General features: G+C 64.9%; 12 protein-coding genes. 5 read left to right on the plus strand and 7 right to left on the minus strand.

Annotation, left to right across the window (positions count from 1 at the left end; genetic code table 11):
• Positions 1–4: 4 nt before the first annotated feature.
• Complete coding sequence (tkt, locus tag AB0I57_RS08260) at positions 5–2113, minus strand: transketolase (RefSeq protein WP_358332362.1); 2109 nt, start codon at positions 2111–2113, stop codon at positions 5–7.
• A gap of 232 nt (positions 2114–2345) precedes the next feature.
• Here tkt and AB0I57_RS08265 point away from each other — a divergent pair, with 232 nt between their 5' ends.
• A complete protein-coding gene (locus AB0I57_RS08265) occupies positions 2346–3329 on the plus strand; it encodes a heme o synthase (RefSeq protein WP_358332365.1) in 984 nt (327 codons plus the stop codon).
• 19 nt (positions 3330–3348) lie between these two features.
• On the opposite strand, the gene AB0I57_RS08270 is transcribed toward AB0I57_RS08265, so the two are convergent.
• Positions 3349–4311, minus strand: a complete 963-nt coding sequence (locus AB0I57_RS08270) for a quinone oxidoreductase (RefSeq protein ID WP_358332366.1) — start codon at positions 4309–4311, stop codon at positions 3349–3351.
• 74 nt (positions 4312–4385) lie between these two features.
• Between AB0I57_RS08270 and AB0I57_RS08275 the strand changes: the two genes are divergently transcribed.
• The gene (locus tag AB0I57_RS08275; RefSeq protein WP_358332369.1) at positions 4386–4736 is read left to right on the plus strand and encodes a hypothetical protein; all 351 of its coding nucleotides are present in this window, start codon (positions 4386–4388) and stop codon (positions 4734–4736) included.
• On the opposite strand, the gene AB0I57_RS08280 is transcribed toward AB0I57_RS08275, so the two are convergent.
• The 5 genes from AB0I57_RS08280 to mptB form a co-directional block, all read right to left on the minus strand.
• Complete coding sequence (locus AB0I57_RS08280; protein WP_358332372.1) at positions 4733–5701, minus strand: heme A synthase; 969 nt, start codon at positions 5699–5701, stop codon at positions 4733–4735. The genes AB0I57_RS08275 and AB0I57_RS08280 overlap by 4 nt on opposite strands.
• 101 nt (positions 5702–5802) lie before the next feature.
• Positions 5803–6606, minus strand: coding sequence for an ABC transporter permease (locus AB0I57_RS08285; protein WP_358332375.1), 804 nt, complete (start codon positions 6604–6606; stop codon positions 5803–5805).
• Between the two features lie 319 nt (positions 6607–6925).
• The gene (locus AB0I57_RS08290) at positions 6926–8392 is read right to left on the minus strand and encodes a hypothetical protein (protein ID WP_358333301.1); all 1467 of its coding nucleotides are present in this window, start codon (positions 8390–8392) and stop codon (positions 6926–6928) included.
• A 148-nt stretch (positions 8393–8540) separates the two neighbouring features.
• Entirely contained in the window at positions 8541–9485 is a 945-nt protein-coding gene (locus AB0I57_RS08295; RefSeq protein WP_358332378.1) for an ABC transporter ATP-binding protein, read from the minus strand.
• 6 nt (positions 9486–9491) lie between these two features.
• A complete protein-coding gene (mptB, locus tag AB0I57_RS08300; protein ID WP_358332381.1) occupies positions 9492–11267 on the minus strand; it encodes a polyprenol phosphomannose-dependent alpha 1,6 mannosyltransferase MptB in 1776 nt (591 codons plus the stop codon).
• Between the two features lie 138 nt (positions 11268–11405).
• Here mptB and AB0I57_RS08305 point away from each other — a divergent pair, with 138 nt between their 5' ends.
• From AB0I57_RS08305 to sufD, 3 genes are all read left to right on the plus strand, one after another.
• Positions 11406–12155 carry a metalloregulator ArsR/SmtB family transcription factor gene (locus AB0I57_RS08305; protein ID WP_358332384.1) on the plus strand — a complete coding sequence of 250 codons (750 nt, stop codon included), beginning with the start codon at positions 11406–11408 and terminating at the stop codon, positions 12153–12155.
• Positions 12156–12242: 87 nt separating this feature from the next.
• Positions 12243–13703 (plus strand): Fe-S cluster assembly protein SufB, encoded by a 1461-nt coding sequence (gene sufB / locus AB0I57_RS08310; RefSeq protein ID WP_358332387.1) that lies wholly within the window; start codon positions 12243–12245, stop codon positions 13701–13703.
• On the plus strand, positions 13703–14923 hold the full coding sequence (sufD, locus tag AB0I57_RS08315; protein WP_358332390.1) for a Fe-S cluster assembly protein SufD: 1221 nt from the start codon (positions 13703–13705) through the stop codon (positions 14921–14923). Before sufB ends, sufD begins: the two co-directional genes overlap by 1 nt.
• Positions 14924–14939: the final 16 nt, after the last annotated feature.

A 14939-nucleotide genomic window follows, 5' to 3' on the forward strand; every position in this document is an offset into this window, starting at 1 on the left:
ACAGTCATCCCTTCACACGTGCGAGTGAGCGCTGCGCGGCCGCGGTGACGGCCTCGGGCGTGAACCCGAACTCCCGGAACAGCGTCTTGTAGTCGGCGGAAGCGCCGTAGTGTTCGATCGAGACGATCTCGCCGTCGGAACCGACGAACCGGTGCCAGGGCATGGAGACTCCCGCCTCGACGGCGACGCGGGCCTTCACCGTCGGTGGCAGCACACCATCGCGGTAAGCCTGGTCCTGGGCGTCGAACCACTCGACGCACGGCATGGATACCACCCGCGTCGGAACACCCTCTGACTCGAGCGCTTCGCGCGCTGCCACGGCCAGCTGCAGTTCGGAACCGGTTCCGATGAGCACCACCTCGGGAGCGCCGGATGACGCTTCCGCGAGGATGTAGCCGCCCCGGGAGACACCCTCGTAATTCGTTCCTTCGAGGACGGGCAGATCCTGACGAGTCAATGCCAGGCCTGCGGGCGCGCGGGTGGCTTCGTCGGCGCTCTTCTCGAGGACTGCGCGCCAGGCGTGAGCGGTCTCGTTGGCGTCGCCGGGCCGGACCACATAGAGGCCGGGAATCGCGCGCAGCGCTGCGAGGTGCTCGATCGGCTGATGAGTGGGGCCGTCCTCGCCGAGGCCGATGGAGTCGTGCGTCCACACGTAGGTCACTGCCGTCTTCATGATTGCCGCAAGGCGGACAGCGGGTCGCATGTAGTCGCTGAAAACGAGGAACGTGCCACCATATGGCCGGGTCGGGCCGTGCAGAGCGATGCCGTTGAGGATCGCCCCCATGGCGTGCTCGCGCACACCGAAGTGGAGGGTGCGCCCGTACGGCTGCGCGTTCCACATTCTGGTGGAGATGGACGTGGGGCCGAACGAGTCTGCGCCCTTGATAGTGGTGTTGTTGCTCTCGGCGAGGTCAGCGGATCCACCCCACAGTTCGGGTAGCACCGGCCCGATGGCGTTGAGGACCGCGGCGGACGCCTTGCGGGTGGCGATACCCTTCGGGTCCGGCTCCCACGAGGGAAGTCCGTCGGCCCAGCCCGCGGGCAGGTCGTGGCCGAGGAGTCGATCGAGAAGCTTCTTGTTCTCCGGGGCGCGTCCGGCCCAGTCGTCGAAGCTCTTCTGCCATTGCTTGTGTGCCTGCGCGCCGCGCTCGACCACCTTGCGAGTGTGCGCGATGACCTCGTCTGCCACCTCGAACGTCTTGTCGGGATCGAAGCCGAGAGCTCGTTTCACCGCGGCGACCTCGTCGACGCCGAGTGCCGCGCCGTGGGACGCGCCGGTGTTCATCTTGTTGGGGGCCGGGTAGGCGATGATGGTGCGCAGCAGAATCATCGACGGGCGGTCGGTGACCTCGCGCGCCTTTCGGAGCGCCTCCTCGATCGCGACGACGTTCTCGCCGCCTTCGACGATCTGGACGTGCCAGCCGTATGCCTCGTAGCGGGCGGCGGTGTCCTCGGACATCGCGATCGAAGTGTCGTCCTCGATCGAGATCTTGTTGTCGTCGTAGATCAGCGTCAGATTGCCGAGTTGCTGGACGCCCGCGATGGACGAGGCCTCCGACGTAACGCCCTCTTCGATGTCACCATCGGACCCGATGACGTAGATGTGGTGATCGAACGGGCTCTCGCCGAGTGCGGGTTCGGGGTCGAACAGACCGCGTTCACGACGGGCCGCCATCGCCATACCTACGGCAGAGGCCAGGCCCTGACCCAGTGGGCCCGTGGTGATCTCGACGCCGCGCGTGTGGCCGTACTCCGGGTGTCCGGGGGTCTTCGAACCCCAGGTGCGCAGCGACTCGAGATCCTCGAGCTCGAGTCCGTACCCGGCGAGGTAGAGCTGGATGTACAACGTCAGGCTCGAGTGCCCGCAGGACAGCACGAACCGGTCGCGCCCGATCCAGTCCGGATCGGCCGGATCGTGGCGCATGACACGCTGGAAGAGGGTGTACGCGAGAGGCGCAAGGCTCATCGCCGTCCCTGGATGGCCATTGCCTGCCTTTTGTACCGCGTCGGCGGCGAGCACACGGATGGTATCGACGGCCTTGGTGTCCAGGTCGGTCCAGTCGGCGGGGTGAACCGCTCGAGTGAGGACGTTGACGTCGTCTGTGATCGACAAGGCAGATGTCTCCTGACATGGGTGAACGTGGAGCGTGGAGGATGCGTGAGCCTCTTGTGCCACACCAGCCTAGTGTGCTGGCCTATCCGGGTCGATTCGGTTTGCGCAATACGGCGGACTACCATCCTCTGTAGTAGACCGGCTGCGAGGCGAACGACTCCTGGCGCGGATGCCGGCAACCGGAATTGTGATTGCGCGCTTGGTGCGATTACGTGTGGTGCGAGGAGAAAACGTGCGGACAGGGCATCAGCCGAGCGGTCACGGCATCGGCAGCCCCGGCTCCACTCCCCGCGTAACCGACACCGATTCGGTGTTCGGGCGCGTCACGGGAAAGGTCCTGGCTTACATCGCCCTGACGAAGCCGCGGGTCATCGAACTACTGCTCGTCGCAACGATCCCGGCGATGTTGCTGGCTGATCGGGGCAACGTCGACATCGTGCTGATCCTCAGCACGCTGTTCGGGGGATGGATCGGCGCGGCGAGCGCGAACTCCCTCAACTGTGTGGTCGATGCCGACATCGACAAGGTGATGAAGCGCACCGCCCGCAGGCCCCTTGCCCGCGCCGCGGTGCCCACCTCCCACGCGTTCGTGTTCGGGATGACGCTCGCCGTCGTGTCGTTCCTGTGGTTGTGGTGGCGCGCGAACCTGCTTGCGGGCCTCCTGGTCGTCCTGACGATCGCCTTCTACGTGCTGATCTACACCATGGTGCTCAAGCGGCGGACCTGGCAGAACGTGGTGTGGGGCGGCGCAGCGGGCTGTATGCCCGTGATGGTGGGCTGGGCGGCGGTCACCGGCTCGCTGAGCTGGCAGCCGATCGTGTTGTTCCTCGTCATTTTCTTCTGGACGCCACCACACACGTGGGCCCTCGCGATGCGGTACAAGGAGGACTACAAGGCTGCCGGGGTTCCGATGCTGCCCGTCATTGCCACCGAGGAGCACGTGACCAAGCAGATCCTGCTCTACAGCTGGGCCATGGTGATCACGTCCCTTGTGCTCGTACCTGCGGCGGGTCTCGTCTACGCCGGGGTCACGCTGGTCGCTGGTGCGTGGTTCCTGTTCATGGCCCACCAGTTGTATCGCAGCGTCCGAGGCGGAGCGGCGGTGAAGCCGCTCAAGCTGTTCCTGCAGTCCAACAACTACCTGGCCCTCGTCTTCGTGGGCCTCGCCGTCGACTCAGTGCTCGGTCTTCAGACCATCGGCAACATGCTGAGCTGACCTCGCGCCGATCCCTACCTCAGGGCACCAGCACGATCGATCCGGCCGTTACACGCCCTTCCAGGTCGCGGTGCGCGTCGGCCGCGCGTTCGAGCGGGTACTCGCCACCGATTCGTACCGTCAACGTCCCGTCTGCCACCGCGGAAAGGACATCGCCTGCTCGCCATTCGAATTCGTCGCGGTCCCGAATGAAGTGGGCGAGAGTCGGCCGGGTGAGCATCACCGAGCCTGCCGGGTTGAGTCGTTGGGGGTCGAAGGGGGGAACTGGTCCGCTCGCCGCGCCGAACAATGCGAGGGTGCCGCGAATACGCACCGACGCGAGGCTCTGGTCGAACGTGGCCGCGCCTACGCCGTCATAGACGGCCGCCACGCCTTCGCCGTCGGTCAACTCGCGCACGCGGGTCGAGAAGTCCTCGTAGCGCACGACTTCGAAGGCGCCTGCCTCGCGCGAGAGTTTCTCTTTTTCAGCGGAGGACACGGTCGTGATGACCCGAGCACCGAGTCGGGTTGCCATCTGGGTGAGCATGAGTCCCACACCTCCTGCGCCGGCGTGGACGAGGACCGTATCCCCAGAGCGGATCGGATATGTCGTATGCGCCAGGAAATGCGCCGTCATACCTTGCAGCAGTACGGACGCGGCAACCGATGCCCGCATCGAATCGGGAACGGCCATCGCCACCGCCGCGGGCACGGATACCTTCTCGGCATAACTGCCAGGCGCAAAGGGCCAGGCCACTCGGTCACCTGGCGTGAAGTCCGTTACCTCACTGCCAACGACTTCCACGACACCGGAACCCTCTTCGCCCGCGATGTAGGGCAGTGGCCGTGGATATTGTCCGCTCCGGAAGTACGTATCGATGTAGTTGATGCCCATCGCCTCGGAGCGGACCAGCAGATCCGACGGCCCGATCTCCGGTTCGGGAACGTCGACCGATTCGAGGACGTCGGGACCGCCAGTGCGGGAAACCTTTATGGCTCGCATGGTTTCCGTTCTACACGGTGCGCTGGCCGGAGGCTGAAAATGGTTGGACGTCCCCGCCAAGTATTCTCGATACCATGAGTACCGATACGCAAGCGGAACAGGCGCCCTCGCTGCCGTCCAACACCGTCAGCGCAATCAGGAAGTTCGTGGCGGAGCACGGCGGTTCGGCCAGCGCCGTGATTCAACCGATCGGCCTCGGCGGCGTCCGCATCACACTTGTCGGTGCCGATGGAGTCTTAGGCGATCAGGTCGTCGAGGATCTGGCCACGGCAAACGCCGTCGTCGCGTCCTTCGACACAGTCACCGTCGCGGAGTGGGATCGCGCGATCACCAGCATCGTGACGCCCCAGAAGGGCCATTTTCAGAAGATGGCGGGCTGGGTGGCCCGGCAGACACGATTCCCGAAGGCGCGCAACGAGAGCTAGACCGCCGCGGTGTCGGGCTGTAGGACGCGTTCGGACTCGCGAGTGCGTCCCGCGGCCCATACCGCTGCCGTAGCCGCGGTGCACAACCCAGCTCCTGCCACGTGGAACGCCACGAGCACCTCGGGAACGCCCGTGAAGTACTGGACGATTCCGATCAGTGCCTGCGCCAGCACCAGTCCGAGAAGGACCTGCACACGCACCTTTACCGCGGGGCTCGCCTTGACGGCGTACAGGGCGAAGCACAGGCCGATCAGTAATGCCAGGTATCCGACCAGCAGTTGCGCGTGAAGGTGGACTAGCGTGACGATCTCGATCTGAAGGCGGGGAACGACGCGGTCCAGGCTCTTGTCCCCGGCGTGCGGTCCGGCGCCGGTTACCAGGGTCCCGGACACGAGCACGCCGGCCAGCGCCACACCCGACAGAGCGGTCAGCCATCTCAGGGGCGAGGGGATCACCTCGACCGCCCGTCCGTCGTCCGGTTCGCAGATCTTCGCGTACATCACGGTCGCCAGCCACACCATCGCCATCGAGGCGAGCAGATGCACCGCAACGGTGTACCAGGCCAGTCCGGTCAGAACCGTGATACCGCCGATGATGGCCTGCACCACTGTGCCGAGAGGCATCATCCACGCATAGGCGAGGACCTCTTTCCTGCGGCGCGCGCGAGTGACGGCCAGAACGATCGCGGCGGCAGCGGCGACGACGACGAAAGTGAGCAAACGGTTGCCGAATTCGACCACCTGATGGATTACCGCGACCTCACCGTGCCCGACCGGTACGAAGCTTCCAGGGAAGCACTGCGGCCACGTAGGGCAGCCCAGACCGGACGCCGTCACCCTCACGACGGCTCCGGTGACGGCGATTCCACCTTGCGTGAGTATTACCGCGAACGCGATGACGCGCTGCATGCTCAGCGACGGAAGGGGAAGACGGTCTACCAGGCTCAGAAACCCGCGATAAAGCACGACGTCGATGGTAGAGGGCCATCAACTACGGCGCGTAGTTGGGTGCGGGGCAGCAGACCCGGTGATGCGGCGCAGGGGCTGCAAAACCGTCATGTCGGCGATCAGGTGAATCGGAACATTCTCGATGCCAAGGCGCCCGTGACGGCGCCCCAGACCACCAGAACCACGACGCTGAGCACGTCGATCGACGTCGAGAGGGAGGCGTCGAGTGCGTGAGCCAACGCGCCTGACGGGATCAGTCGGGCACCGACGTAGAGAGGCCAAGGGATGTCGCCGGTGAGGAACACCACACTGCCGACACCCACCATCACGAACCACAGGATATTGGCCAGTGCCAGAACGATCTCCGCCTTCAGGGTTCCACCGAGTAGTAGTCCCATCGCTGCGAATGTCACAGTGCCTAGGGCAATGATCACCGCGCCGAGGGCGAGCCCGAACAGGCTGGGACGCCACCCCAGTGCCAGCCCGATCGATCCCAGTAGCACCGACTGAAATGCGACGACGATGACTACGGCGGCGCTCTTTCCCGCGATGATGCCCCACGTGGGCAAGGCGGTTGCACCAAGACGTTTGAGGGCGCCGTACCGACGGTCGAAGCCGACGGCGATCGCCTGGCCGGTGAAGGCCGTGGACATCACAGCGACCATCATCACGGCCGGAACGACCTTGTCGACCCGAGAAGTTCCGAGTTCGCCGATGGGGAGCAGAGAAAGCCCGATCAGCAAGGTGATCGGAATGAACATCGTCAGCAACAACTGCTCGCCGTTGCGCAGGAGCAGTTTCAGTTCGATCCCGGTCTGTGCCCGCAACATAGCGGTCGCCGCGCTCGGGCGTGGCTCGGGTGTGAACGTGCCTGGGGCGAAACGATTCGCCGCCAGACGGTCGGTGGGGCTCAATTTCGTCATCCTCTGAGTTCTCGGCCGGTGAGATCCAGCAAGACGCTCTCGAGGCTTGGCTGGTCCATATGGACATCACACACTAGATGTAGCTGGTCGTGCTATCGGGGGTTACCCACGTTGTGCGCTGGGTGAATGGGATGTGTGGTGAGCAGCACGCTGTCAGCATGTCGGCGCAGCGCGTCTATCGAGATCAGAAACCGTGATACTGCATGACACAAATGGCGATGGCAGCCAACTACGGCGCGTAGTTGGCTGCCATCAGCGTGTAGATGAGTCCAGCGCGTTGTGGAACCCGTCTACGTGGTTACCCGGTGCTGCCCGAACCCTAGCTGCCCGAGCTCACGCTGCCCAGACTTCCAATGCCCGAACTCGCGCTGCCCAAGCTCCCGCCGTCTTGACCGTCGGCGCGTAGCCGCAGGATGCCAGTCACAGTTCCCTGCCAGAAGTTGCCCCCGGGGGTGATCAGGCCCGCCATCTGCAAGGTGTCGTTGGCCATTGTGCCGGGGAGTTCCGTGGTGTTCAGGAGCTTGCCGTCTTCGGGATCGATCACCGCGAACGAGAAGCCGTCCAGTATTGACGTGTCGTCGGAGCCCTCGCGGATCACGGTGTACAGCAGACCGTCACCGGTCGAGAGCTGCGGTACCGCGGAACTGCGGATGTCTTTGGTCCACACCTCTTCGCAGGCACCATCGACGATGTCGATGCGGGCCAACCCGCCTTTGAACGGCGCGCTTTCCGGCACAGCAGGTCCCGCCCCGTCCGGGACGGCGGGGTACGGGTAGCCGTAGGTTCCGGCGACGAACACCGAGTTGCCGATGCCGATGGGGGAGTTCTCGCTGCCACCCGGGGTGCCGAGCACCGGAGTCTTGCAGATCTCTTCGCCACCATCGGTCTTGTACACCAGGAGGTTGTTCCGGCCTTCGGCGTTGTCGACGATAGCGACGAATTCGTTGCCGTTTTCAGGGCCGAAGTATGTCGGCGTGGAACCGGTTCCCCAGCTGAGCTGTCCGGGATTGCGGGCTGATCCCCGGTCGTATAGATTGCGCCATTCTTCCTCGATGGCACCGTCCTCATTGAGGGAGAACTGGTAGAGGGCGTGGGTCGTCGCGACCGACGTGCCGAGGGTCGAGGTGGAGATGCTGTTCTCGATCCGTTCGCCGTCTGCGAGTTGCCGGGTTCGAGTTTCGCCCGCGTCGTCCACTACGCCCACGAGACCGCCACCCGTGGCGAACCACACGTTGCCATCCCAGTCCGGCGCCAGCCCGGTCACATTGTCGTCCGAGGCAATGACGTGCGAGAGATCGATTTTCTTATCGACTTTCAACTGCCATTTGTCATCGGCGTTCTTTGAGTGCCCCACTCGCAGGAGGTGCCGGCTGCCGTCCACCACAACCAGGCGATCCTCGTTGTCCAGGTACGCGTAAACCCCACCCAAGAGGCTGCCCTTCTCGAGCTTCAGCTGGGCGAGGGAGGCGCCGAAGCCGGCGGGCGCCTTGGGATCGATCAGATGGACGGTGGGGGTTCTGCCCACCACAGAGGTGCACAACGCGACGACGAGTTCGTCGTAACCCTGCAGAAGCGTGGGGCATGCCGCTAGCAGCGGATACGCTGACACCCCCAGCGGACCTTCACCGGGGCCGAGAATCGGCGTCGTGTCGGACGACTCTGCGTCGCCGTGCATCGTGGACGTACCAGCCGGACCGAGATACTCATTGGGTTCGGCGGCGACCGGGCCCCACTGGGGCGAAGCACTTGCGGGAAGCGCGGTGTACGCGAGCAGGGCCAGGAGCATTCCAAGTACGGTGCCGGCGGACCGCGCGCGACCACGTGTGAGGGTCGTCAACTTTGCGGTCGCCGCGGGGGGACGTGGGTCAGATGCGAACAGGCCCGGGGCGAAACGGTTCGCCTCCGGGCGGTCGGTGGTGCTCATTCGTGTTTACTTATCCTCTGAGATCTCGGCCGGTCAGCTCGAGGAAGACATCCTCGAGGCTGCGTTGGTCGACTCGAATATCGCAGATCAAAGCGCCAAGATCTGCGCACCACGCCGTGACAACCGCTACAATTTTCGGGTCGATCGGCCCTTCGACGAGATATGTGCCAGGTGAAGGCACGCTCACACGGAATCGGTCGGTCAGCATTTTCTCGAGAGTTCCGATGTCGAGGCCTGCAGGCGCGACGAGCCGCAACTGACCTTCGGACCCGTGTCTGGTGACCTCTGCCGGTGTACCCGATGCGACTATCGACCCGTGATCGATGATGACCAGCTGATCGGCGAGTTGCTCGGCCTCGTCCATGACGTGAGTTGTGAGCAGCACGCTGACGCCGTCGCGGCGCAAAGCGTCGATCAGTTCCCACACCAGCAGCCTTGCTTGGGCATCCAGGCCCGCGGTGGGTTCGTCGAGGAACACCAGTTCGGGTCGTCCGACCAGTGCACAGGCCAGCGACAGGCGCTGCTGTTGGCCGCCGGACAGTCGCCGGTAGGGCGTGCGACGGGCATCTTCGAGTCCGAGGCTCTTCAACAGCCACGCTGGATCGAGCGGGGAGGCCGAGTACGAGGCGACGAGGTCGAGCATCTCGCCTGCGCGAGCCCCCGGGTACGCGCCGCCACCCTGGAGCATCACCCCGATACGGGCGCGCACCGCGTCCGCGTCGGTCACGGGATCGAGTCCGAGGACGCGCACCTTGCCGCTGTCCGGGCGGACGAAACCCTCACACATTTCGACGGTGGTGGTCTTGCCTGCGCCGTTCGGACCCAGTAGCGCCACGACCTGTGCCTGCTCGACAGTGAGATCGAGCCCATCGACCGCCCTGACACCGTCGAAGGTCTTCACCACATTCTCCAGGTGCACAGCCGGTTGGGCCGATCCGGGTGTTCGCGAGGTCACGAGGATTCAGCGTAAGCCTTGGCCTGGTGTGACCTGGCCGCTGCCCTGGCTTTCGGTACCCATCTCGATCGGCACGCGGTCCGGAATAGTCGTAGGTCGCAGCGAATCGACGCGCCACGGCAGGCTGTTGCGGGTGATCACGATCAGCACCCCAGCTGTGAAGATGGTGGCGATGGCGGCCTGCACGATGACGAAGGGCTGGTATTCGCTTCCGTTCGGCATGAGGATGACGCTGACGATCGACGAGAAGACGATGGCGGGGATGCGGAAGGCGGGCGCTGTCGCCCAGGCGGCGAGCGGAAGAACAGCCCACAGCAGATACCAGGGTTGCACCACCGGGAAGAGTAGGACGACGGCGCCGAGCGACAAACCGAGGGCCCCGACCGCGTGAATGCGGCCGGCGAGCACGGCGATCAGCATGCGCAGTGTGATGAATCCCGCAACGACCGCCGCGATAGGTCGCGTCAGGCTCAGCACCGCGGTGGTGTGGTCGCCGAGGCCAAGCAGGACCCCCGCCAATCCGGTGCCCAATCCGAGGAGGGTGGGAATCGACATCCAGCTGCGCACCGCGTTTGCCGTACCGAGCGTGTTCACCCACCCCATGCCGAGTCCGCTGGCCGTACTGACGAAGACCGTGACCACGAGCGCAATCCCGCCGAGCAGGACTGCAGCCGCGAGCACGGCTTTCAAGGTGCCACCCCACCTTCTGGCCAGCGCCATCCCGACGAAGCCCAATGCCAGCAGTGAGGGGATCTTGATCGTGGACGACAGGGCGATGAGGACCGCGCCGGACACCAGCAGGAGAAGCGACTGTCGGCGGATGGGATCGGACCGCTCGATAGCCCGAAGCGCCAACTCGATTCCGGCCAGCATCAGGCCGAGCATCAGCGCCTCGTTGTGGATTCCGGCGACCAGGTGGAACAGGAGCAGTGGATTTGCGGCTCCGAGCCAGAGGGCGCTGACCTCCGCGACACCGCAACGCCTGGCCAGGCGGGGAAGTGCCCAAACGATCAGGGCCACACCCGCGAGGGCGAGAAGACGGTGCAAGAAGATGCCGGCAACAATGTTTTCACCGGTCAGGGCGCTGATTCCCCGCCCCATCCACAGGAACAGCGGGCCATACGGCGCCGGAGTGTCGTGCCAGATCGTAGGCACGGTGCGGGTCAGGACATGATCGAGCCCGAGGGCGCCCGCCGGGCCGATCTTGTAGGGGTCCAATCCGCGGGAGGCGATCTCGCTCTGCGCGAGATACGAGTAGACGTCCTTGCTGAACATCGGCGGTGCGACGGACAGCGGGATGATCCAAAGGAGAAGTGTGCGGTCGAGTTGGGAGCGGCTGAGGCGGCGCACGCCCCCGGCCTGGAGGCTGCCGATGGCGAAGCGTCCGAGCAGCAACCACGCGAGCACGATCATCACCGTGCCGGTCATGGTCAGCGTCAAGGCGGAACTGGGGATGCGCGAGGGAAGTCCGAGGACGCGAAGCCCTTGGACTGGATTCTGTAGCACCGGCTGTGCGCCCGCGCCCAAGGCGCCGACCGCCATCAGGATCGCGCCTGTGGCGCCGAATCGGCGGATACCACGTAACTGCGCGGTTTCCTGCGCGTCGAGACCTGCGGTTTCCGCCTCGTCGCCGTGTAGTGCGGCTGCCACGGAGGGCCGTGGAGACCGTCCGTCGATGCCCAGGATCCTTCGGGCGAGTTCGGCCGGGTGCCGAACGGAGGCGCGAGCCGTCAGGGTCGGCTCCGCGCGGGACGGCTCCGGTTTCTGTGGGGTCAGCGGCACACAGGCAGCGTAGCTGTGCTGCGAACCCGGTCGGCGCGGGCAGCATCGGCAAGTCGCCGAGCCTGGGCGATAGGAATCACAGTGGAGAGGAGGGCAGCCTAAGTAGACCTGCGATCGGAATTCCGTCACACTGGTGTTGTGAAAACCGACGCGACACGACGTGCAAAGAAAGAAAGCGCAGCTCGGGCGCCTTCTTCTGCTGCCACGGCCGAAATTGCGTCATCCGTTGCGGGCCACCACGAGGGACGCACGCGTGCGGCTGTCGTGAAATTGCTCCTCGAGGAGGGCCCTGTCACCGCATCGGAGATCGGAACGAGGTTGGGTCTCAGCGCGGCGGGGGTTCGCCGTCACCTCGATGCGCTCCTCGAATCGGGTGAAGCTCGTGAGGTGTCTGCCGCCGGTACGCGCCACCGCGGACGCGGGCGCCCGGCAAAACACTTCCAGATCACCGCGAAGGGCCGCGGCAGGCTCGTTCACGCCTACGACGACCTTGCCGGTGCCGCGATGCGCCAACTTCGGGAGGTCGGGGGCGAGTCCGCGATTACCGACTTTGCCCGGCGCCGCGTTCAGTCCGTCGTCGCGGACGTGACCCCGGCGGCTGACCAGAGCCCGGAAGGCCTCGAAGCCACCGCAGGCGCCATCGCCGATGCCTTCACCGACGCGGGATTCGCGGCGTCGGCTCGCCGAATCGGTAGCGGAGTGCAGATCTGCCAGCACCACTGCCCGGTCTCGCACGTGGCCGAGGAATTCCCAGAACTGTGTGATGCAGAGGAGGAAGCGTTCGCCCAATTGCTCGGTACCCACGTGCAGAGGCTCGCGACAATCGCGAACGGTGACTGCGCATGCACAACCCACGTTCCACTCGTCCCGCCCGCAGTCCCGAAGTAACACCGCCCCCCAACCGACCCCTTTTCCACAAGCCGCCGGCGACCAGCCCTCGCCGGTCTCGTAAACAAGACTCCGGAAGGAGCTCGCATGACCGTCACTCCAGACCAGGTGACATCCACTGCGCAGGCCAACGCCGAACCGCTCACGCAGGAAGAGACCATCGCATCGCTCGGGCACTACGGGTACGGATGGTCCGATTCCGACGTCGCCGGTGCCAGTGCGCAGCGCGGTCTGTCCGAAGACGTCGTGCGCGACATCTCGGCGAAGAAGAACGAACCGGACTGGATGCTCGACATTCGGCTGCGTGCACTCAAGACGTTCGACAAGAAGCCGATGCCGATGTGGGGCTCGAATCTCGAGGGTGTCGACTTCGACAACATCAAGTACTTCGTGCGGTCGAGCGAGAAGCAGGCCGAAAGCTGGGAGGACTTGCCGGAGGACATCAAGAACACGTACGACAAGCTGGGCATCCCAGAGGCCGAGAAGCAGCGCCTCGTCGCCGGTGTCGCGGCTCAGTACGAGTCCGAGGTGGTCTACCACTCGATCCGCGAAGACCTCGAGTCTCAGGGCGTCATCTTCCTCGACACCGATACCGGCCTGAAGGAGCACCCCGAGCTGTTCCAGGAGTATTTCGGCTCGGTCATTCCGGCAGGCGACAACAAGTTCTCGGCGCTCAACACCGCGGTGTGGTCGGGTGGATCCTTCATCTACGTTCCGCCGGGCGTGCACGTCGACATCCCTCTGCAGGCGTACTTCCGCATCAACACCGAGAACATGGGTCAGTTCGAACGCACCCTGATCATCGTCGACGAAGGCGCCTCGGTGCACTACGTCGAGGGCTGCACGGCACCGATCTACAAATCGGACTCCCTGCACTCAGCGGTTGTCGAGATCATCGTGAAGAAGGGCGGCCACTGCCGCTACACGACCATCCAGAACTGGTCGAACAACGTGTACAACCTGGTGACCAAACGAACCAAGGTCGAGGCCGGGGGATCCATGGAGTGGATCGACGGCAACATCGGGTCCAAGGTCACCATGAAGTACCCGGCCGTGTGGATGATGGGTGAACACGCGCGTGGCGAGGTCCTGTCCGTCGCATTCGCCGGTGAGGGGCAGCACCAGGACACTGGTGCGAAGATGCTGCACCTTGCGCCGCACACGTCTTCGACGATCATCAGCAAGTCGGTTGCCCGTGGCGGGGGTCGCGCGTCCTACCGCGGGCTCGTCCAGGTCAACAAGGGGTCTCACGGCTCGAAGTCGACGGTCAAGTGTGATGCGTTGCTGGTCGACCAGATCAGTCGCAGTGACACCTACCCGTACGTCGACATCCGCGAGGACGACGTCACCATGGGCCATGAGGCGACCGTCTCCAAGGTGAGCGACGATCAGTTGTTCTACCTGATGAGCCGCGGCCTCACCGAAGACGAGGCCATGGCAACGGTGGTGCGCGGCTTCGTGGAGCCCATCGCCAAGGAGCTCCCGATGGAGTACGCCCTGGAACTGAACCGCCTGATCGAACTGCAGATGGAAGGGGCGGTGGGTTAGTGACCACGCCGGAAAGTGTTGTAGAGACTCTCGGAGTGAAAGGTGCCGTTGCGGGCGAGAACCCGCGCACGGCGACGGGATCGCCGATCATCAACAAGGGTGAGGTGTTCACGTCCTACGACGTGAACGCGTTCGAGATCCCGCACGGCCGGGACGAGGTGTGGCGGTTCACGCCGTTGCGACGCCTTCGCGGACTGCACGATGGCACTGCCGTCGCGAACGGAGCTGTCACGGTCGACGTGGCGGGCCCGGATTCGGTGAGGGTGGAGACCGTCGGGCGCGAGGACGATCGCCTCGGTAAGGCAGGCGTCCCCGCCGATCGGGTAGCCGCAGCGGCCTACTCGGGATTCGAGACGGCCACCATCGTGACCGTCGGTCGTGAGGTGGAAGTCGCGGACACCGTCAACATCACCGTCACGGGTCCCGGCGAGGGCAAGGTGGCTTACGGCCACTTGCAGATTCGCCTTGACGCCTTCGCGAAAGCGACCGTGGTCCTCGACCAACGTGGTAGCGGCACGCTCGCGGAGAACGTGGAGTTCGTCCTCGGCGACAGTGCGTACCTGACCGTGGTTGCCGTACAGGACTGGGCCGACGACACGGTGCATCTCGCTGCACACCACGCTCGGCTCGGTCGCGACGCCGTACTGCGGCACAACGCCGTCAGCCTCGGAGGCGACCTGGTACGCCTTACGGCGACTGTCAAGTACGACGGTCCAGGCGGGGACGCCGAACTTCTGGGCCTGTACTTCGCGGACGCCGGTCAGCACTTCGAGCAGCGCCTGCTGGTGGACCACTCCCAGCCACACTGCAAGTCCAACGTGGTCTACAAGGGTGCGCTGCAGGGCAACCCCGAGTCGGGCAAGCCGGACGCGCACACCGTGTGGATCGGCGACGTACTCATCCGGGCGGAGGCAGAGGGAACTGACACCTTCGAACTCAACCGCAACCTCGTGCTCACCGACGGCGCGCGCGCAGACTCGGTGCCCAACCTCGAGATCGAGACGGGCGAGATCGTCGGTGCCGGTCACGCCAGCGCTACAGGTCGATTCGACGACGAGCAGTTGTTCTACTTGCGCGCCCGGGGAATCCCCGAGGATGCGGCGCGGCGACTCGTCGTGCGCGGCTTCTTCCACGAGATCATCAACAAGATCGCCGTCGCCGAGATCCGCGAACGCCTCGAAGCCGCAATCGAGGCCGAACTCGCCGCGATCGGTGCCTGAGCCGAGCCGCGAACCA

The sequence above is a fragment of the Rhodococcus sp. NPDC049939 genome, from assembly GCF_040656415.1.
In the GTDB taxonomy this organism is placed as follows: domain Bacteria; phylum Actinomycetota; class Actinomycetes; order Mycobacteriales; family Mycobacteriaceae; genus Rhodococcus_F.

Coding starts and splice junctions, on each gene's coding strand:
- sufB (WP_358332387.1), top strand. CDS start 12,243: ATGACCGTCACTCCAGACCAGGTGACATCCACTGCGCAGGCCAACGCC.
- AB0I57_RS08290 (WP_358333301.1), bottom strand. CDS start 8,392: ATGCTCCTGGCCCTGCTCGCGTACACCGCGCTTCCCGCAAGTGCTTCG.
- AB0I57_RS08275 (WP_358332369.1), top strand. CDS start 4,386: ATGAGTACCGATACGCAAGCGGAACAGGCGCCCTCGCTGCCGTCCAAC.
- AB0I57_RS08285 (WP_358332375.1), bottom strand. CDS start 6,606: ATGACGAAATTGAGCCCCACCGACCGTCTGGCGGCGAATCGTTTCGCC.
- AB0I57_RS08270 (WP_358332366.1), bottom strand. CDS start 4,311: ATGCGAGCCATAAAGGTTTCCCGCACTGGCGGTCCCGACGTCCTCGAA.